Here is an 18,519-nt window from a genome sequence, read left to right on the forward strand (position 1 = left end):
GAGTCAGCTCTGGGCATTTTTTTTATCCGTTTACGACTGTTCCGCCATTTACATGAATCATCTGCCCAGACACATAGGTGGAATCGTCCGAAGCCAAATAAACATATGCTGGTGCAAGCTCTGATGGTTGTCCTGGGCGTCCCATCGGAGAGTCGGTGCCGAAATCCTCCACGTCGTCTCCCGGGAAGGACGCAGGGATCAATGGTGTCCAGATCGGGCCAGGCGCCACCCCGTTGACTCGGATTCCTCTTCCTACGATATTGACGGATAAGGAACGTGTCAGCGCGACAATCGCGCCTTTTGTTGCCGCATAATCCATCAGAACCGGTTGTCCTTTATACGCGACGATAGATGCCGTATTGATAATGGAGCTTCCTTCTTTCAGATACGGCATGGCAGCCTGGATAAAATAGAAATAGGAAAAGATGTTCGTCTGGAAGGTTCGGGTCAGCTGATCGGATGAGATATCCTCGATTTTCTCTTGGTAGTGCTGCTCAGCGGCATTATTCACAAGAATATGTAGACCTCCGAGCTCCTCCACCGACTGCTTTACTACATCAGTACAAAAACTCTTATCCCCGACGTCCCCGGAATACAGTAGACATCTTGTCCCGTAGTTCTCCACCAGACGCTTCGTTTCCTTAGCGTCCTCATGCTCGTCCAAATACACGATGCTTACATCGGCCCCTTCTTTTGCAAACGCGATGGCAACCGCCCTGCCAATCCCGCTGTCGCCACCTGTGATAATCGCATTTCTTCCTTTAAGCTTCCTACTCCCTTTATAGGAGGGATTATCAAAAATCGGTTCAGGTACCATTTTATGTTCATCACCCGGCTGCTTTTTCTGCTCCTGTGCCGGCTGTCCTTCTGTTTGCCGTTTTGTAATATCCTCTTTTGCCATTTCTTCTCTCTCCTTTTTCACTTCATTTAATCGGAAGAAGCAGCCCTTGTCGGAGGCTGCTTTTTTTATTGGACCATATTACCTTAGTTGGAATTATTGGAGTTATCTGAGTTGTTGGAACTGTTCCCACCTTTTTTTCCGATCTCTGCAAAGTGTTCTGTTCCATACTTCTCTTTGACTTTTTCTCCACCTTTTCTCCCCGCCTCTTCACGGCTCATATTTCCTCCGCTGCTATCGCTGCTGTTACTGCTACTGTTGGTGGAGCTGCTATTGCTATTGTTTCCGCTATTGCTGTTGTTTCCGCTATTGCTGTTGTTTCCACTGTTGCTGTTATTCCCGCTGTTGCTGTTGTTTCCGCTGTTGCTGTTGTTTCCGCTGTTGCTGCTGTTTCCACTGTTGCTGCTGTTTCCGCTGTTGCTGTTGTTCCCGCTGTTGCTGTTGTTCCCACTGTTGCTGTTGTTCCCACTGTTGCTGTTGTTCCCACTGTTGCTGTTGTTCCCACTGTTGCTGTTGGTGTTCCCGCTGTTGCTGTTGTTGTTACCGCTATTGCTGTTGTTGTTACCGCTATTGCTCTTATTGTTGTTATTATCATTATTGTTATTACTGTTATTGTTGTTAGCCACTTTAACCAGCTCCTCTTTTCTTATTATTAGTATGTTTTGTTCCAATCGTTCACTTCGCGTTCCGCTTCTTCTTTTGATTTTCCATAACGTTCTTGAATCTTACCTACTAGCTTGTCGTGATCTCCCTCAACCTGCTGAAGATCATCATCTGTGAGATTGCCCCATTTCTTCTTAGCGTCGCCTTTCATCTGGTTCCACTTGCCTTTCATGGTTGCCTGATTCATGAAAATCACCTCCCAAATGTTTTTGTGACATCCTAGCTGGCTCGTCACTAGTAAATGAATTCCACCTATGACAGATTTAAAACATGAATATTTGCTTGTTTCTGAAATTGATTCCATCTTCCTACACTATTTCCCGAAATAAATTTTTGTTTAACATTCCGAAACAGGGGGAATTACCTTCTATGTAGACGTTGAAAAAAATTACCAAAAACTACTATCGAGGAGGAACTTATTATGTTATGGACCGTATTTGCTGTATTAATCGTACTTTGGATATTGGGATTCGCAATGGAAATTGGCGGAGGACTTATTCATATCCTTCTTGTACTTGCGTTACTGGCAATTGTATTCAACCTATTTTCAGGACGTCGTCGAGTCTGACCGCGGACATAGAAAATGAGGACAAGTTGACTGGCTCCATATGGAAAAACCAGTGGAGTCAGTCAGAAAACAGCTATCATATTGATTATCCATTTTAGAAAAAAATACTACGTTTAGTTTGAAATGGCTTAGGGAAAACCAATCATAAGCTTTTAATAAATGTCGAGGAGGCAACCGCATATGTTATGGACCGTATTTGCAGTTTTAATCATTTTATGGTTACTTGGATTCGCATTTGATGTAGCAGGTAACTTAATCCATATCGTTTTAGTAGTAGCACTTATCGCGCTGGTCTGGAACCTATTCACTGGACGCAGACGACCGTAGATAGAGGAAAAAAGAAAAGCTGGCAGCTATCGGGATTTAACCGATAACTGCCAGCTTTTTTTGTTATTTTGTTAGTGTGTCCGTCAATACCGGAACAACCTGTTTCTTACGGGAAACCACTCCACGCAATAGTGTTGTGTTGTTTTCCAATGTTACATTGTATGCCTTCTCTACAGCTGCCGTCTCTTTACCAAGAGCCAATGCAACGGAATCATTTGTCAGGATATCAGTTACGACAAATACAAACAAGTCCAAGCCTTTGTTTGCGATCGTATTAAGGATAGCCAGCTCCAGCTCTTCCTGCAACTTTAATACATCAGCAGTATCCACAGTGTTTACCTGTGCGATCTCCACTTTGTAGTCGCCCATCTGGAACTCTTTTGCATCCAGGGTGATCAGCTGCTCGACTGTTTTGTCGCTCAGGTCGGCACCAGCCTTCAGCATGTCCAAGCCATAGCTGTTCGCATCCACTCCTGCAATGGCTGCAAGTTCATTTGCCGCTTGCACGTCCTGCTCTGTGCATGTCGGGGATTTGAATAGCAAGGAATCTGAGATGATGGCAGAAAGCATTAGACCCGCAACCTCTTTCGTGATTTCCACATTGTTCTCTTTATAAAGCTTGTTAAGAATAGTAGCCGTACATCCAACCGGCTCCGCGCGATAGTACAACGGGTCGCTTGTTTCAAAATTCGCGATACGATGGTGGTCGATTACCTCCAGCACGCGAACCTGAGCAATGTCGCTCACGCTTTGTTGGAATTCGTTGTGGTCTACAAGAATAACTTCCTGCACTTCATTTGCTGCCGTCTCGATCAATCGAGGCACTTCCGCTTTGAAATGCTTTAGCGCGTATTCCGTTTCCCCGTTCAATTCACCAAGGCGAACCGGTTCAGCGTCCATTCCCAACTGCTTTTTAAGTTCTGCATACGCAATCGCGGAACAGATTGAATCTGTGTCCGGATTTTTATGTCCTAATACAAATACTTTTGACATGGTATATTCTCCTTGCATCGTTGTCTTTTTTATAGAGCTATCCACTTTTTCCTTGATAGCTTTTCCTCTTTGAATTTTACCTTAAATGCGGGAGATTTTCAAAAGAGTATGTGAAATTCTATATTTTTAAGCTGCTAGTTGTTTCTTCACTTCATTGATAAAAATGACAACCTGCTCCTGGTATCTTTTGTCACCTTCGTTTTTCCTTCGGGATGATCAGGATCTTCGCTTTCATCATTTTACCAAAGTAAAGTAGATGATTGCGTTTTGTCGATACAAGCTTCAAATTATGATCAATCGGAATTGGGAGATTTTCTTTGCCCGCCGTAAAATAGTCGTCTCCAACATGATACGTTACCCTGAGCTTTTTTGAAGGATCAGGAAATGTCTTCTTGTAAAAGATGTGACCCATTGCCGATAATCCGATGAAAATAATTCCGTAAAAAATTCCAAAGAAAATCACGGACCCAAATATTAATAATAATATTATTCCAATGGGATCGCTCATTCCGGAATAAATGGATGTAAAAACCACTACCAGCGGCATTATGATATACATCAGCTTTTCAGTGAGTCTTGCACGGGGCAGGTTTCTTAGCCCCTCTTTCCCATCTCTTGGCTTAAAACGATAACTCAGCTCGATTTTCTCCAACACTCTCCACCCTTTTATTCTTTTCTACTATTAATACTAACCGAATTTTTTCTATGACTCATGGAATACGGGTTAAAAAAACAAAACTTTTATCCTACAAAGTGTTTTGTGCAGAAATACTCCGTCGAAAATCGTCGAAAATTCATCCTTTACTAGGGAGCCTGGCCCCCATTTATATTACATACTTTTATTCAAGGGTCAGAGGTATCAAGTTATTTTTTCTGAATATTCTTATAAGAATTTGTACTGCTGGAAATTCCTCCTTACTATGTAAGTTAAGGAAGTTATTTTGCTTTCCGAAACTCTACATAATAGGAGGAACAATATGAAAAAGAACTTTCTTTTCAAAACATCAATTGCAGGCATGCTCGTCTTTTCTGCTTTGGCCCCTGTCGGACTTGCCCATGATGCACTCGATGAAACGGGATTAATAAAAGGTGACCGAACTTACTATGACGATCTTGCTGTTCCTCAGATGGAAGGAAGCAAGAATCTAAAACATTTATATGAAGCGGCAGCTCCTGAGATGAACGTTATTCGTGAAGATGGAAAGCAGAATTCTTTTGCAGATGTCTATTCCCATAAAGGGTTTGCCTATGTCGGCACCCATACACGCAATGGCGGGAATGGCGGCGTGCGTGTTCTTGATCTGAAGGACCCTTCCAATCCAAAAGAGGTGGCCGTTTTTGCCCATAATGATATCCCGGGAACCTGGCACGAAAAAGTGATTGTGAAGTCGGTAAACACCGCTGATTTCAAAGGGGACTTGGCTGTAGTGAGTGTGCAGCAGCTGAACCGGAATAATCCTGATTCCAAAGGAGGCTTTTTACTTTATGATGTAACAGACCCTTATGAGCCTCAAAAATTGGGATTCTGGGAGGTTACGAAACAGACGACCGGAACGCATGAGCTTTATTTGACGATGCAAGGGAACAGGGCATTGGTGCTTGCAGCAAGCCCTTATGCGGACTATTACAGTCATGGGGAGGCACGTGACTTTCAGGTAGTCGATGTGTCCAATCCAACGGAACCGACTACATTATGGCAATTCAATCCTCGCAGCATACCTGAGGTCGGAACCGGCTTTAACGGCTACCATTGGGATTCCCCTGACGGTAAAACCCGTCCAGTGTTCAACCACAGTGTCATCGCCGACAATAATGGCCGATACGCCTATGTCTCCATGTGGGATTTAGGAACGGTGATTTTTGATATGAAGAATCCCGAAAAACCAGTGTATTTAGGACGAACTGAGTTTGCCACCGACCAGCAGGGTTCTGCCCACTCCGCTGCCCTGGCTAAAGGGGATACCATTCTGATTGAAACACGTGAGGTCTATCAGCCACTCAAGTCCGGCTTTGAAGCAGCATTCGGCTATACACGTATTTTTGATATCAGGGATAAAACCAATCCTGTTTTGCTAAGTGAATTCAAAACAGAACTGACCACCGATTTTCCAGAGGACGCACCACCTACTTATGCCACTTTCTCCAATACGGTGCATGATCCGAAAGTTCATGGCAATACACTGTACCTAAGCTATTATGCCGGCGGAGTGATTGCAGTGGACATCACCAATCCGTCCGAACCGACCGAAATCGGCCGCTACACACCTGAAAGTGCGAATGTCTGGGGCGTGTTTGTCGACAGGAATTTCGTGCTTGCATCTGACATGGGATCTGGACTGAAGGTATTGTTGAAGAACAACGGGAATGGGAACAAGTCTAATCGGATTTTGGAGTAGAATATAGCGGGAATTGGCAAGCGGGATGATCCCGCTTGCTTTTTTTGTGGATGGGCGACACAGGAAGCAGATTGTGTCTATATGAACCATCAAATGATTTACCTATTTGACCTGACCGAACTGATATGTTTTCAGATGGAGGATTGATTCAAGGTGTGGGGGGTACTTGTCATATATAACAGTTTTAAGGAGGCCGAAAATGAAAAATATAAATGTGAAAATACCTAAATTCAGTAATTCCTTATGGAGAGCATACCCTCCCCTCTCCTCTTTCCAACCTTTAAGAGAGGATATCACTACAGATGTCACGATTGTCGGGGCAGGCATCACTGGGATTACAACCGCCTATCTACTTGCAAAAGAAGGAATTCAGGTTGTACTCCTGGATGCAGGCAAAGTAATCGATGGAACAACCGGTTATACAACCGCCAAAATTTCTTCCCAGCATGGGTTGATATACAACGAGCTGATCCGGACGGTTGGCGAGGATGCTGCAAAACAATATTACAACGCCAATCAAGATGCCCTTTCTTTTATAAGAAAGACCTTCCAATGAATTAAATATCGACTGTGAGCTGACTTCTCAGAGTGCCTATGTTTACGCCACTTCCTCTACCACAGAAAAGGAAATCGAAAAGGAAGCAGAAGCATATGAACGACTCGGCCTGAATGGTGGTTATGCCGCAAGTGGTGATGTTGCTCTTCCATTCGAGTGGAAGAATGCTGTAGTGATGCTAGATCAGGCACAGTTCCACCCTGTAAAATACCTTCAGGGTCTGTTGGCTGAATTCCTACGGCTCGGAGGAAAGGTATATGAACAGACACGGGCAGTGGAAATCGAAAAAGGAAAACAGCCGGTTGTGACGACGAAAGAGGGCCATCAGATTAAAAGTAAACACGTCATTGTCAGCTCCCATTTTCCGTTTAATGACTTTGATGGGCTCTATTTTTCCAGGTTGCATGTAGAACGTTCCTATGCGCTGGCTGTCCGGGTTCGTTCCGAGATTCCCGATGGTATGTATCTTAATGCGGACAAACCATCACGCTCTATTCGCTATTCCCCCAGTCCAGAAGGTGGAAAGCTCCTTCTGCTTGGCGGGGAAGGACACCCTGTCGGCCATAGTAAGCAGGAAAATCTACAGAACTATGAAAAACTAGCTGATTTCGGCGATCGCTATTTCGGCGGTACTATTGATATCCCTTACCGGTGGTCATCGCAGGACATTTTTACACTCGACAAAGTCCCTTATATCGGACAAATGCGGACTGGGAAAGATTGCGTGCTGGTTTCAACCGGCTATGCTAAATGGGGCATGACAAACGGAACAGCGGCTGCATTGCTTCTTAAAGATTTAATCCTTCATCAAGCAAACCCCTACAATGAGTTGTTTGACCCGAGCAGAAGCGAATGGAAGCCCGCCTCCATCAAAAGCTTTGTAAAAGAGAACGCCAATGTTGCCAAAGAACTTGTAAAAGGAAAAGCCAGACGCCAGGATCGCATGCTTGCAGACCTTGGCCCGGACGAAGGCGCACTGGTTATGGTGGACGGAAAGAAAGTAGGCGCCTATAAGGATGTTGCCGGACATTGCCACCTCGTCCAACCAACCTGCACCCACATGGGCTGCGACGTCGAATGGAACAACGCCGAACGCTCCTGGGACTGCCCCTGCCACGCCTCCCGCTTCAACTACAAAGGCGAAGTCATCGAAGGTCCGGCTGTAAAAGATTTGTCGAAATTTGAGGGGGCCTGACCCCTTCTTATTTTTATATAACAATTAAAAAAGTTCATTTTTCGACAATAGGCTGCATGCCATGGGAAGCCTGCATTTTGTTTGTCGTTTAATCAAACGTTTGTTTAAAAATAGCTATATTGATATATGGGTTTTGGAGGGGCTGGCTCTGGGGTGAACATAGACCACGGGTTTGTTCGGGTAGATTAAAGGTCAGCTTTTGTGAATCTGTCCAAAAGTGCCAATAATCGGTCCAAAATGTCCAAGAATCGATCCAAAACATGCCCTAATCTGTCCATTCCACCTGTTAATTGATCCAAAATGACTCATTATCTGTCAACTTTCCAATTAAAGGAAAAATCCCATTGGCATCGCATCCCATCTGAATCGCACCTAAACCCCATGTGCACGCATCAACCTCCGCCACACAAAAAAAGCGCCTACACTTTAAAGTGTAAGCACCCTTCTCACAGTTTATATAAGTCTGCCTGTTTCAGCATATCCGCCTCTCTTTTGGCACGGACGGTCTTTGTTTCTTCATCGATTCCTGTGAATGGATTATGCTCCTTCGGGTTAGCATGCTCTTCCAATGGATCTACTTGATAGGAAGTTTCAGTCTGTCCCTCCATAACGGAAATCGGTTTTGCACTTTCTACCGGCTTTCCTCTATGATTCGCTTCATCCACCAGTACGACAATTCTACCGTTCTCGATATCCGTTGCATACATTGGCGCTTCCCGGTCGGATACTCCCATTTCAAGCAGGCGGTTTCCGACACCTTCTGTTTCTTGTGCTTCATCCGGCATAATGGCGTGCTTTATCTTCTCCATGACGGTATCATCCTCAGGCTCCGTCGTTACCCTCTCGACATTGGTGCCCTCCGGAAAATCGGAGCTGCTCAAATTATGCTGGGATACTATAGAAATTTCATTTGCAGTATAGCCATGGACGATCAGGCCTTCCACTACATTTTTGGTTTCCAATTCCGAATCGTATACACCTAAAATTGTTTTTCTCATCTATAATTCCTCCTAGAAATGTAATAGTTGTTGTTATCTCTTACATTCCCCGGAGGCATTTTTTCGAAACGCGGATTACTAATAATTCGGCTTATCCGAACTGTGCGGCATGGAGCCTGCTGTAGATTCCCTCCGCTTCGATCAATTCATCATGTCGGCCCTGCTCTGCGATCCCGTCCTTCGTGACAACCATGATCCGATCGGCATTTTTGATGGTTGCCAGGCGGTGGGCAATCACTAGCGTTGTACGGTCTTTGGACAGCTCATTCAAAGCCCCTGAATGGCGCGTTCCGTCTCGGTATCCAGCGCAGATGTCGCCTCATCCAGAATCAGGATCGGCGGATTTTTCAGGAATATGCGCGAAATTGCCAGACGCTGCTTCTGCCCACCAGATAGCTTCACTCCGCGCTCCCCAATCACGGTATCAAGACCATGAGGCTGTGAGACAATGAACTCATCCAATTGCGAGCGGCGGGCAGCTTCCATAATTTCCTCATCTGTAGCATCGAGCTTGCCGTATGCGATATTTTCACGAACAGTTCCAGAGAAAAGGAAGACATCCTGTTGGACAATTCCAATCTGACTGCGCAAGGATTCAAGTGTCAGTTCGCGCGTGTCATATCCATCAATCAGAATGCTACCTTCCTCAAGCTCATAGAACCGCGGCAGGAGACTGCACAGCGTCGTTTTCCCGGCACCAGACGGACCGACAAACGCCACCGTCTCCCCTGCACGAATGTTCAAGTTAATATTCTTCAGCACCCGCTCCGTGCCCTCATAACCGAAGGAAACGTTGCGATAATGAATCTCCCCTTCAAGCTCTGCCGCAACGGCCCCCGGTGCATCGGCGATATCAGGCTCCGTATCCAGGATTTCCACATAACGCTTGAATCCTGCAATCCCCTTCGGATAGCTCTCAATGACTGCATTGATCTTCTGAATCGGACCAAGCAGAATATTGGAAAGTAAAATAAAGGCTACAAATTCCCCATATGTCAAATCGCCGCGGATGACAAAGAACGTACCGAACAGCAGTGTGAACAGCGTAACAAGACGCATCAGCATATAGTTTGCCGTCACATTTTGTGCCATGATTTTATAGGATGCCAGTTTCGTATTCCGGTAGTTTTCATTGTTTACGGCAAATTGCTTCTGCTCATGCTTTTCATTGGCAAAGGCCTGCACGACACGGATTCCTCCGATGCTGTCCTCCACCCTCGCATTGATTTCCGCCACATCACCAAACATCCGGCGGAATGTGCGGGTCATTTTTTTATTAAAATGAATGGCAAGCACCATCAGCAACGGAATGACCAAAAACGATAGAATCGCAAGCTTCCAGTTGATGGACAGCATGAGCACAAACGAACCGATCAAGGTCATCACGGCCACGAACACATCCTCCGGTCCATGGTGCGCCACCTCACCGATTTCCTCGAGGTCCTTTGTCAGACGGGAGATGGAATGTCCAGTTTTGTTGTTGTCATAATAGCTGAAGCTCAGTTTTTGCATATGCTGAAAAAGCTTGCGGCGCATATCGGTCTCTATGTTGATTCCGAGCATATGCCCCCAGTAGGTCACGACAAAATGCAGACCTGTGTTGATTGCATATATCGCCATCAGTCCGATGCAGGCCCAGACAATGAGCGTCCAGTTGGATTCCGGCAAGAGTCGGTCGATTACCTGATTGACCGCGAGTGGAAAGGCAAGCTCTAGCAGCCCAACAAGAACCGCGCAGGAAAAGTCCAGAATAAACAGCCATTTGTAAGGCTTATAGTAAGAAAAAAAACGTCGCAGCACGCTTTTCCCTCCTTTTTTCTATGTAGTATTTTTCTATATTGTACCTGTAAATCTCATATTCTAGTATTATTTTCTTCGGGACACTAATGATAATGATTTTCAATTAATACTACTATACTACTCCCAATCCTCCTCCGTCAACGGCTCTTTCTAGGAATACAGAAGCAAGTTATGTTATAAAGAATACAAACGGATCCTATTTTTACAGAACAGGAGAAATAGCGATGACCAATATATTAATTGTGGAAGATGAAAAGAAAATTGCGCGGGTTCTTCAGCTTGAACTGGAACATGAAGGCTATATAACGGACGCTGCCTTTACCGGCTTAAGCGGACTGGAAAAATTCAAAGAAGGCAGTTGGGACCTTGTCCTTCTTGACGTCATGCTTCCTGAACTTAGCGGCATGGAGGTCTTGCGTCGGATACGTGCCACCGGCTCCACCACGCCGGTGATTCTTCTGACAGCGAGAAATTCCATCCCGGACAAAGTCAGCGGACTGGACTTGGGTGCGAACGATTATATGACGAAACCATTTGAAATCGAGGAGCTGCTTGCAAGGGTCCGGGCGACCATCCGTACGGTGAGTACCCGACCGGAAACTAGCGACATCCTCACGTTCCATGACCTTTCCGTCCATGAAAAGACAAGAGAAGTGAAACACAGAGATGAACACATCGACCTGACTCCCAAAGAATTTGAGCTGCTTGTCTTTTTTATTCAAAATAGGGGCCAGGCCCTGAACCGCGAGCAGATCCTTACAAGAGTATGGGGCTTCGACTATTATGGCGACACAAATATTGTAGATGTGTATGTAAGGCATCTTCGGAAAAAACTGCCCCTCACAGAATCCCTACAGACCATCCGCGGTGTCGGGTATCGTCTAAAGGAGTAAATGATGAAGATAAAAAGTAAAATCCTCTTATTCTCTAGCGTCTGGCTCGTCATTATGCTTCTTTTAATTAACGGAGCGATCTATTTCCTTTTTCAAAAAATCATCTTTAACAATGAAGTCAGTCGTGTGAACGAGCACACCAAAACGGTGGTAAAAGAGGTCAACGATGCGATAGCACTCGATGATAATCTGGATAATCTGCTGCGTGCCTATCTTCCGGCAAACGGCATGATCAGGGTGATCAACGAGGATACCAAATCCGTCTTTGCCACCTCGCGCAAAGCTTATATGAGGCAGCTGCCCACCAAATTCCAAAATCAGCAATCAAAGGAAATTCGTAGGTTCGATGATATAGCCTATGCTGTTGTATCCTTTCCTCTCATCTGGACGGACGGTAGCATCGTGATGCTCGAGATGACGGAAAGTCTCGAGGAGTCGCAGAATACGCTACGGACTTTGCTGATCGTACTTTCCCTTGCTTCACTATTTGTCTTAATACCTGCATTGTTCTTTGGGAACATGCTCAGCAGGCTGATTTTGACACCGATCCATGCACTTACCAGCACCATGAAGCAAATCCAATCAACAGGAGACTACCAGAAAATCGAGCTGACCTCCTCCTCCAAGGATGAGCTCTATACAATGGGATTGACCTTCAACCAAATGATCGACCTCCTGGAAAAGAACTATCAAAAGCAGCATCGGTTTGTTTCCGATGCTTCCCATGAACTGAAGACACCGCTAACGGTCATTGAAAGCTATGCAAGCATGCTGAAACGCTGGGGAATGCGAAAGCCTGAGCTCCTTGAGGAGTCGGTTGATGCAATCTACTCCGAGGCGGTGCGGATGAAGGAGATGACCGAGCAAATGCTGGAGCTGGCAAATGCCGATTCGAGATTGGCGCTTGAAAAGAACGAGCTCGATCTTCTGGAGGTATGCGAAAACGCCGCCAAGCATATGAGGGTCACCTTCCAACGTGAAATCGAGATTATTACCAATGGTTCAGACTTTCGGTTATGGGCCGATGAAAACAAGATGAAGCAAGTGGTCTATATTTTACTGGACAATGCCAGGAAATATAGTGAGGACAGAATTACGTTGACAATAAACGAAACGGCGGGAACCTGTTCCTTATCCGTACAGGATCGAGGAGTCGGAATTCCACAGGAGGATAAGGATAAGATTTTTGACCGCTTTTACCGGGTGGATAAAGCCCGAACCCGTGAGACAGGCGGGGCAGGACTCGGACTGTCCATCGCCAAAAAAATAGTCGCGGAGCACAATGGCAGCATCTCCCTCGACAGTACGGAGGGAATCGGTACGACGGTGACGGTCACGCTTCCAAAACAAGGGAAAAGGAAGGCACAAAAAGATGAAAAGTAAATGGATATTGCTTGCTGTTCTATTGTTTGTGATAGCCGGGGCAGTCTCCGTCTACTTTCTCTTTTTCAAGGAGACTTCTGCACTTGCTTCAGAGGCGGAAATCCAGGAGTTGGTTGAGACGCAATATGAAGGCAGTAGCATCCAGTCGATTTCTGTTAATGATACTGAGTATGTTGTCATGATTGAAAATGAAAAAGGTGTGTACCAGATCGGCATCGACGGGGAATCCAGGGAGGTTACCTCCTTGAAGCGCCTGCAAGCAAATGATGATGCTACGCCTCCTACTGGCGAGGAACCAAAACCGGCAGATCCACCAGCAGAAACACCGCCATCTGGTGAAGCACCTCCCCCTACGATGTTAACGGAACAGCAGGCCATGGAAATCGCCCTTCAGGAGGTTTCAGGGAAAGTGGACGACATCGAGCTGGATGAGGAAAATGGCATCAAGGTCTACGAAGTAGAAATCGAAGTGGACGAAGAAACAGAGGCACTTGTCATCATCAATGCCTATACCGGAGAGATTCTTTCATTGACTTGGGACTAAAATAAGGACTGTCTGGCAAGCGCTGCTTAGTTGTTGTGCGCTTGCTGGCAGTCCTTTTTGCTTTCATTAAGATTTTTTAATGTTTCACTCCTTTTCTATTAATGTTCGCTGGCTATAGTGTAAGTGTAGCAAGTTACAGTAACAAAAATTAAAGGAGGAAAACATAATGAAAATTTTTACAGCAGTCATTGCAGGGGCCGTCCTGATCGGTGGAGTCAGTGTTGGAGCAGAGGTTTTGAAGAAGGATAGCAAGGAACAGAACCTTCAGCAGGTGGAAAACGCAGAAACAGAGCAGACGGGAATCACTCTCGATGAAGCATCCAAGATCGCATTGGCAAAAGTAAAGAACGGCGTCCTTACAGAAGCGGAGAAGGACCGTGAAAACGGCCGCTATGTGTATGAAATCGAAGTAGAGGACGACCAGTTTGAATATGATTTCAAAATCTCCCAGGAGAATGGCGAAATTTTGAAAGAGAAAAAAGAAAACCGTGATGACGACAGCAACCGTAGTAATGAAGCTACTACAGAAAATAAGGATGTAACCTTCATCACTTTGGAGAAGGCAGAAGAGGTTGCGCTAAAAGAAGTCAAAGGAACTGTGGAAGACGTGGAGCTTGATCGTGAAAACGGATCCCACGTATATGAAGTCGAGATTGACACAGGCAAGAAAAACGGAGACGACGATGAGGATGTCACCGTTTATGTGGATGCCGTGACAGGGAAAATGCTTTATGTAGAGTGGGATGACTAAAATAAGTTTGTGGGGCAGGCAACTCGGCGGAGTTGCCTCTTTTTTTGTGTGCCGTTCCGGTCCTCGCACTGCTCGGGTAAATCGACCCAGTAATTGAAAAATGTTCGATAGAACGTGAAAAATGTCCGATAGAAGTTGTAAAAAGTTCGATAGAATTTCAAAAAAGTTCAATAGACCTCAAAAAAAGTCCGATAGACTCCCTCAACCTAGCGCCGAACCCTAATACCCTCAGCTAAACAAGGCAAAAATAGACCGCCCCACTCAAAAATCGGGGCGATCTCCACAAGAGTCACATAAACACGCTCTTTTCTATCTGTTTCATTTCATAAAAGTACCCTTTTCGTCCCATCAACTCGGCAAAGCTTCCCGCTTCCACGATCCGACCCTGCTCCATCACGATGATCTGGTCCATCTTTTCCAAGCCGGTCAAACGGTGGCTCACCAGAACAAGCGTATCCTCTTTCGCCTGCTCAAAAAGATGGTCATAAATCATTTTTTCCGTCAACACATCGACAGACGAGGTCGGCTCATCCAAGAGCCATAACCGGCCACCCTTCAGCATCGCACGGGCAATGGCCAAGCGCTGCTTTTCGCCACCTGAGAGGTTTTCACCTTTTTCCAGCACCTTATCATCCAACGAGAGGTGATCGAGTCGCACTGTCGCAAGAACTGAAAGCAACGATGAGTCCTCCAGCTCCTCCCCGGCAAGCATCAGATTATCGCGGATGCTGCCATAGAAAAAGTGGTTCTCCTGCAGAACGACATTCGTACTCTCCCAAAGATTCTCCTGTTCAACCCGTGAAATCGGAATACCGCCGATGCGAACCGAACCGGAGTCTGCTTCCTGGATTTTCAGGAGCAGCTGCAGAACAGTGGATTTCCCGGAACCGCTCGGGCCGACAATCGCCGTTTTGGATCCGGCAGGCAGGCCCAAGCTGATTTCATTCAGCGTAATCCGTGGCTCGTCGGGAAAAGTAAAGCTGACTTTCTCCAACTCCACATCCAATCCTTCGTCAATCGGAAGCGTCTCAACAGGCTCCTCTCTGTTCACCTTGTTCTCTTCCTTCACCACCGAATACAATCTCGTTGCTGCCCTGCGGCTGTCCTCCAGATGGTTCGGGAAAACCGCCATCGGGGTGGCATTTTCAAACACGGTCAACGAGATCATCACGAGCATCGCAAGGAACAAACCGTTCAAATCGCCTTCCACCACTAAAAATGCTCCAAGCGCCAGCACCATCCAGGATACAAATAGGGATGCGAAAGAGTTCACCGATTGATTGAACATCGCCTGCACACCTTCGCGCTCCTGCTCCTTCAGATAGGAGTCGGCTGCCTTCACGAGCTGCTCCTCTTTCCCAGCGAGCTTCTGATAGATTTTCAAATCACGGAAGCCATAAAACAGCTCCGTTACTTCCGTCGAAAGCTCGCCCCTCTCTTCCCTCACCCTGCTTAGTACTTTACGCTGCTTCCACGCGAAAACCGCCGGGACTATAAATCCAGTAAAAAGAAGTCCCAAAAAGATAACGAGTGCAATATAAACAGAGTAGAACGAGAGAAATAAAATCGTACTCAGGAATACGATGACCAGCACAATCGGCGGATAGAAGACGCGCAAAAAGAAATTCTGCAGGCTTTCCACGTCCCCGACGATTCTTGAAAGCAGGTCGCCGCTCCGGTATTTTTGAAAGATCCCCGGTGCTAGGGGCTCCAGCTTCTCGTAAAAAGAAACCCGTAAGTTGCTAAGAATCGTAAACGTCGCACGGTGGGAAAAATACCGTTCCCCATATCGGCTAAGCGCCCGGGCAAAGCCAAACAACTTCAAGAGGGCAATCATGACCGTCAGCGCGTAGATAGGGGGCATGAGCGCCGCTTTTGAAATCAAGTATCCGCTTGATGCGAAAAGCCCCACTGCCGCTATTCCTGCCGTGAATCCAAGCAAGATGGAAAGGAAAACATCCTTTTTCTCCACCATCATCAGCTTTATCACGATCGCTAAATCCTTCATTCCTCTCCACCTCCCTGTTGTACAGAAACCATTTGCCTGTAAGCGGGAACAGAGCTTAGAAGCGCTTCATGAGTACCCTGGGCGACCAGCACGCCTGCTTCCAACAGTAGAATTTTATCTGCTTTTTTGATGGTGTGAAGACGATGTGCCACTGTGATGACGGTCGACGTTTTCGCCAACTCCTCCATCGACCTCTGCAAAATCCGCTCGGTCTGCAGGTCCAAACCTGTCGTCGGTTCATCGAAAAAAATGATATTCGGCCTCTTCAGGAAAGCCCTCGCCAAGGCAAGCCGCTGCTTTTCGCCACCTGAAAGGCCCCTTCCCGCTTCCCCGATTTTTGTATCGAATCCATTCTCCAGTGATTGGATCAGTGGAAGAATACCTGCTTTTTCAGCCGCCTCTTCTATTTCCTCGCGAGTGGCGTCCGCTTTTCCACCAATGGCGATGTTTTCGGCAATCGTCCCTGAAAAAAGATACGGATTCTGCGAGATGTAGCTGAGCTGATCGAACCATTCGGATTCCCTGTAGCCATATAACGGCTGCCCGTTTAGAAGCACTTCCCCTTCAGTCGGCCGGATCAGACCGGCTATCAGATTAAGCAAGGTGGATTTCCCCGCACCGCTTCGTCCGACAATGGCGATTTGTCCATAAGCAGGGATTTGAGTGTGTATGTTTTTCAGAGTAAAACCGTTTTCCGCATAACTGAAACCGATGTTTTTCAGTTCCAAGACCGGAGGCATTTCTGAATTGGCAAGCTCTCTGCTTCCCCATTCGATCGGCTCCTCCTCCACCGCCAGCTCGTCTGTCACCTTTTTCGCCGCTCCCATGCTGCCGCGCCCTGTATGGAACGCATTGCCGAGATCCTTCAGGTACAAGTAGAATTCAGGCGCCAGCACCAATACAAAGAATGCCGGAAAGAATGTCATATTTTTAAACACGACCATCTGCAGACCGATTTCCAATGCGATAAGTCCAATTGCCAGCATCGAAATCAGCTCAAGCATAAGCGAAGAAAGAAACGCAATCTTCAACACTTCCATCGTCGCTTCACGGAAAGAAAGACTGCTGTCACGGATGGAGTCCTTTTGCCTTTGTGACCTTCCGAACAGCTTCAAAGTGGTCAAGCCTTGCAGCGTATCAAGAAACCTCCCTGAGAACGCCGCGAGCTTATCCATCTGTTCTTCGGATTTTTTCTTCGTTTTCAGCCCCACTACAATCATAAATATGGGGATGAATGGTGCTGTAACAATAATGATCCATCCCGAATTCATATGTTGCGTGAAAATAGCAATCAGAATCATGATCGGCACGACGGATGATTGGATCATCTGCGGAATATAGCGGCTGAAATAGGGATCTATCTCATCCACCGCATCCATCATCACGCTTACCTTCTGACCGGACTGACCCTTCAAGGAAGCAGAAATCGGGCTTTTAGAAAATTTATTTAAAAGTGCATGCCGGAAATCCCGCTTCACCTTGGAGGCCATCTTCACTCCAGCCACCCCGTTTAGATAAGTGAGCAAGGCTCTTGCCGCCATGACAGCCAAAAGTCCACCGAGGAATGGGAGGATCTCCTGGAATGTATGGCCCTTCAGGAAGATGCGATCTACTAATGTCACGAAAAAGTAAGCCTGCCCGATGACAGTGAACCCCGACAGAATAGCCAGGAAAATCAGCACTGTCCTTGTATTCCGTTGTTCCTTTGCAATCGTTTTGAGATCCTTCATCCTTTGCCACTTCTCCTTTTAGATTGGCGTATATGTTAAGGTTAGTTAGTTTAATATTCAGTTCGTGAAATATTTCACATACTATGTTTATTATAATGCATCCTGATTCAGTTTGCCCGTCTGGAGATTGACCTTTTTATGACAATTTGTATGTTCCCAAAAAGGAGAGGAATAAATCTTTTCCAGGCATACAAAGTTGGGCAGAAAATAGATTTGTTAGAATGATGTGGTGATTTGTTAGAATGACGGACCAATTTGTTAGAATGTTCTCTAGTTTTGTTAGAATGAGAGAACAATTTGTTAGAATCAGCAGAAAACAGGGCCTCAAACCAGCTCTATTCACTACCAATCGCAAGAAAAACTCCCTCACAGCATGCTTTTCTACCTTTTGTGATCTATTTAAATGAGGAATCGGCATCGGTTAATCAAAAATGATGGCTCACCCAACAATTCATGTCTATTCCCCCCACCCCCCGCATAAAAATAATTTAATCCATTCAAAAAACCATTGCATTCCACGCTCACCTGTTGTAAATTAGTTAAATAATCAAAATGATTCGTAAATTTCATAGTGAACTTTCTTATCCAGAGAGGTCGAGGGAAATGGCCCATAGACACCTCAGCAACCAGCAGCGTCTCCACAGACGACTGAAAAGGTGCTAATTCCAGCAGGTTTTCATTTAAAAACCTGTACAGATGAGAAGAATGAACTTTTTTTGCAAAAAGTCTTCTTCTTACAGAAGGCTTTTTATTTTCCTTAAAAAAGTCCCTGTCCTCCTCTCTGGTGATGAACGTTATCCACTTACCATAGAGGAG

General features: G+C 45.9%; 18 protein-coding genes, 1 pseudogene and 1 riboswitch. Of the genes and pseudogenes, 9 read left to right on the top strand and 10 right to left on the bottom strand.

What is annotated here, in order from left to right; all coding sequences use genetic code 11:
* Window positions 1-22: 22 nt before the first annotated feature.
* The 4 genes from ABN702_RS18960 to ABN702_RS18975 form a co-directional block, all read right to left on the bottom strand.
* The gene (locus tag ABN702_RS18960; protein ID WP_417898270.1) at window positions 23-901 is read right to left on the bottom strand and encodes an SDR family oxidoreductase; all 879 of its coding nucleotides are present in this window, start codon (window positions 899-901) and stop codon (window positions 23-25) included.
* Window positions 902-984: 83 nt separating this feature from the next.
* A complete protein-coding gene (locus ABN702_RS18965) occupies window positions 985-1,119 on the bottom strand; it encodes a hypothetical protein (protein WP_417898271.1) in 135 nt (44 codons plus the stop codon).
* Window positions 1,116-1,493: a hypothetical protein gene (locus tag ABN702_RS18970; protein WP_417898272.1), complete on the bottom strand. Its 378-nt coding sequence runs from the start codon at window positions 1,491-1,493 to the stop codon at window positions 1,116-1,118. Before ABN702_RS18970 ends, ABN702_RS18965 begins: the two co-directional genes overlap by 4 nt.
* Window positions 1,494-1,550: 57 nt before the next feature.
* A complete protein-coding gene (locus ABN702_RS18975; RefSeq protein WP_417898273.1) occupies window positions 1,551-1,748 on the bottom strand; it encodes a CsbD family protein in 198 nt (65 codons plus the stop codon).
* Window positions 1,749-1,982: 234 nt separating this feature from the next.
* On the opposite strand from ABN702_RS18975, the gene ABN702_RS18980 reads away from it, so the two are divergent.
* A complete protein-coding gene (locus tag ABN702_RS18980) occupies window positions 1,983-2,129 on the top strand; it encodes a lmo0937 family membrane protein (protein ID WP_386642497.1) in 147 nt (48 codons plus the stop codon).
* A 180-nt stretch (window positions 2,130-2,309) separates the two neighbouring features.
* Window positions 2,310-2,456, top strand: a complete 147-nt coding sequence (locus tag ABN702_RS18985; protein ID WP_417898274.1) for a lmo0937 family membrane protein — start codon at window positions 2,310-2,312, stop codon at window positions 2,454-2,456.
* A 63-nt stretch (window positions 2,457-2,519) separates the two neighbouring features.
* Here ABN702_RS18985 and ABN702_RS18990 read toward each other — a convergent pair whose 3' ends face one another.
* Together ABN702_RS18990 and ABN702_RS18995 are read right to left on the bottom strand one after the other, a co-directional pair.
* Complete coding sequence (locus ABN702_RS18990) at window positions 2,520-3,449, bottom strand: manganese-dependent inorganic pyrophosphatase (protein WP_417898275.1); 930 nt, start codon at window positions 3,447-3,449, stop codon at window positions 2,520-2,522.
* A gap of 190 nt (window positions 3,450-3,639) precedes the next feature.
* On the bottom strand, window positions 3,640-4,101 hold the full coding sequence (locus ABN702_RS18995; protein ID WP_417898276.1) for a hypothetical protein: 462 nt from the start codon (window positions 4,099-4,101) through the stop codon (window positions 3,640-3,642).
* A 325-nt stretch (window positions 4,102-4,426) separates the two neighbouring features.
* On the opposite strand from ABN702_RS18995, the gene ABN702_RS19000 reads away from it, so the two are divergent.
* The 3 genes from ABN702_RS19000 to ABN702_RS19010 all read left to right on the top strand — a co-directional run bounded on the left by ABN702_RS19000 (window position 4,427) and on the right by ABN702_RS19010 (window position 7,596).
* Complete coding sequence (locus ABN702_RS19000) at window positions 4,427-5,845, top strand: LVIVD repeat-containing protein (RefSeq protein WP_417898277.1); 1,419 nt, start codon at window positions 4,427-4,429, stop codon at window positions 5,843-5,845.
* A gap of 199 nt (window positions 5,846-6,044) precedes the next feature.
* A complete protein-coding gene (locus ABN702_RS19005; protein WP_417898278.1) occupies window positions 6,045-6,401 on the top strand; it encodes an NAD(P)/FAD-dependent oxidoreductase in 357 nt (118 codons plus the stop codon).
* A gap of 19 nt (window positions 6,402-6,420) precedes the next feature.
* Window positions 6,421-7,596, top strand: a complete 1,176-nt coding sequence (locus ABN702_RS19010; protein WP_417900972.1) for an FAD-dependent oxidoreductase — start codon at window positions 6,421-6,423, stop codon at window positions 7,594-7,596.
* Between the two features lie 446 nt (window positions 7,597-8,042).
* Here the strand turns inward: ABN702_RS19010 and ABN702_RS19015 are convergent, their stop codons facing one another.
* The gene (locus ABN702_RS19015) at window positions 8,043-8,594 is read right to left on the bottom strand and encodes a general stress protein (protein ID WP_417898279.1); all 552 of its coding nucleotides are present in this window, start codon (window positions 8,592-8,594) and stop codon (window positions 8,043-8,045) included.
* A 91-nt stretch (window positions 8,595-8,685) separates the two neighbouring features.
* A pseudogene (locus ABN702_RS19020) lies at window positions 8,686-10,394 on the bottom strand (ABC transporter ATP-binding protein).
* Between the two features lie 224 nt (window positions 10,395-10,618).
* On the opposite strand from ABN702_RS19020, the gene ABN702_RS19025 reads away from it, so the two are divergent.
* The 4 genes from ABN702_RS19025 to ABN702_RS19040 all read left to right on the top strand — a co-directional run bounded on the left by ABN702_RS19025 (window position 10,619) and on the right by ABN702_RS19040 (window position 13,965).
* Window positions 10,619-11,287 carry a response regulator transcription factor gene (locus tag ABN702_RS19025; RefSeq protein ID WP_417898280.1) on the top strand — a complete coding sequence of 223 codons (669 nt, stop codon included), beginning with the start codon at window positions 10,619-10,621 and terminating at the stop codon, window positions 11,285-11,287.
* A gap of 3 nt (window positions 11,288-11,290) precedes the next feature.
* Entirely contained in the window at window positions 11,291-12,670 is a 1,380-nt protein-coding gene (locus ABN702_RS19030; protein WP_417900973.1) for a HAMP domain-containing sensor histidine kinase, read from the top strand.
* The gene (locus ABN702_RS19035) at window positions 12,660-13,214 is read left to right on the top strand and encodes a PepSY domain-containing protein (RefSeq protein WP_417898281.1); all 555 of its coding nucleotides are present in this window, start codon (window positions 12,660-12,662) and stop codon (window positions 13,212-13,214) included. The genes ABN702_RS19030 and ABN702_RS19035 overlap by 11 nt, the downstream gene beginning before the upstream one ends.
* Before the next feature lie 166 nt (window positions 13,215-13,380).
* Window positions 13,381-13,965 (top strand): PepSY domain-containing protein, encoded by a 585-nt coding sequence (locus ABN702_RS19040; protein ID WP_417898282.1) that lies wholly within the window; start codon window positions 13,381-13,383, stop codon window positions 13,963-13,965.
* A 289-nt stretch (window positions 13,966-14,254) separates the two neighbouring features.
* Here the strand turns inward: ABN702_RS19040 and cydC are convergent, their stop codons facing one another.
* Both cydC and cydD read right to left on the bottom strand, forming a co-directional pair.
* Window positions 14,255-15,973 carry a thiol reductant ABC exporter subunit CydC gene (gene cydC / locus ABN702_RS19045; protein WP_417898283.1) on the bottom strand — a complete coding sequence of 573 codons (1,719 nt, stop codon included), beginning with the start codon at window positions 15,971-15,973 and terminating at the stop codon, window positions 14,255-14,257.
* Window positions 15,970-17,703, bottom strand: a complete 1,734-nt coding sequence (gene cydD / locus ABN702_RS19050) for a thiol reductant ABC exporter subunit CydD (RefSeq protein WP_417898284.1) — start codon at window positions 17,701-17,703, stop codon at window positions 15,970-15,972. Before cydD ends, cydC begins: the two co-directional genes overlap by 4 nt.
* 578 nt (window positions 17,704-18,281) lie before the next feature.
* Window positions 18,282-18,406: riboswitch (SAM riboswitch) on the top strand.
* The last annotated feature ends 113 nt before the right edge of the window (window positions 18,407-18,519 follow it).

Origin of the sequence: Bacillus haimaensis (assembly GCF_048270625.1) — a bacterium.
Taxonomy (GTDB): Bacteria; Bacillota; Bacilli; order Bacillales; family Bacillaceae_I; genus Sutcliffiella_A; species Sutcliffiella_A haimaensis.

Coding starts and splice junctions, on each gene's coding strand:
- ABN702_RS18960 (WP_417898270.1), bottom strand. CDS start 901: ATGGCAAAAGAGGATATTACAAAACGGCAAACAGAAGGACAGCCGGCA.
- ABN702_RS18965 (WP_417898271.1), bottom strand. CDS start 1,119: ATGAGCCGTGAAGAGGCGGGGAGAAAAGGTGGAGAAAAAGTCAAAGAG.
- ABN702_RS18970 (WP_417898272.1), bottom strand. CDS start 1,493: ATGATAATAACAACAATAAGAGCAATAGCGGTAACAACAACAGCAATA.
- ABN702_RS18975 (WP_417898273.1), bottom strand. CDS start 1,748: ATGAATCAGGCAACCATGAAAGGCAAGTGGAACCAGATGAAAGGCGAC.
- ABN702_RS18980 (WP_386642497.1), top strand. CDS start 1,983: ATGTTATGGACCGTATTTGCTGTATTAATCGTACTTTGGATATTGGGA.
- ABN702_RS18985 (WP_417898274.1), top strand. CDS start 2,310: ATGTTATGGACCGTATTTGCAGTTTTAATCATTTTATGGTTACTTGGA.
- ABN702_RS18990 (WP_417898275.1), bottom strand. CDS start 3,449: ATGTCAAAAGTATTTGTATTAGGACATAAAAATCCGGACACAGATTCA.
- ABN702_RS19000 (WP_417898277.1), top strand. CDS start 4,427: ATGAAAAAGAACTTTCTTTTCAAAACATCAATTGCAGGCATGCTCGTC.
- ABN702_RS19005 (WP_417898278.1), top strand. CDS start 6,045: ATGAAAAATATAAATGTGAAAATACCTAAATTCAGTAATTCCTTATGG.
- ABN702_RS19015 (WP_417898279.1), bottom strand. CDS start 8,594: ATGAGAAAAACAATTTTAGGTGTATACGATTCGGAATTGGAAACCAAA.
- ABN702_RS19025 (WP_417898280.1), top strand. CDS start 10,619: ATGACCAATATATTAATTGTGGAAGATGAAAAGAAAATTGCGCGGGTT.
- ABN702_RS19030 (WP_417900973.1), top strand. CDS start 11,291: ATGAAGATAAAAAGTAAAATCCTCTTATTCTCTAGCGTCTGGCTCGTC.
- ABN702_RS19035 (WP_417898281.1), top strand. CDS start 12,660: ATGAAAAGTAAATGGATATTGCTTGCTGTTCTATTGTTTGTGATAGCC.
- ABN702_RS19040 (WP_417898282.1), top strand. CDS start 13,381: ATGAAAATTTTTACAGCAGTCATTGCAGGGGCCGTCCTGATCGGTGGA.
- cydC (WP_417898283.1), bottom strand. CDS start 15,973: ATGAAGGATTTAGCGATCGTGATAAAGCTGATGATGGTGGAGAAAAAG.
- cydD (WP_417898284.1), bottom strand. CDS start 17,703: ATGAAGGATCTCAAAACGATTGCAAAGGAACAACGGAATACAAGGACA.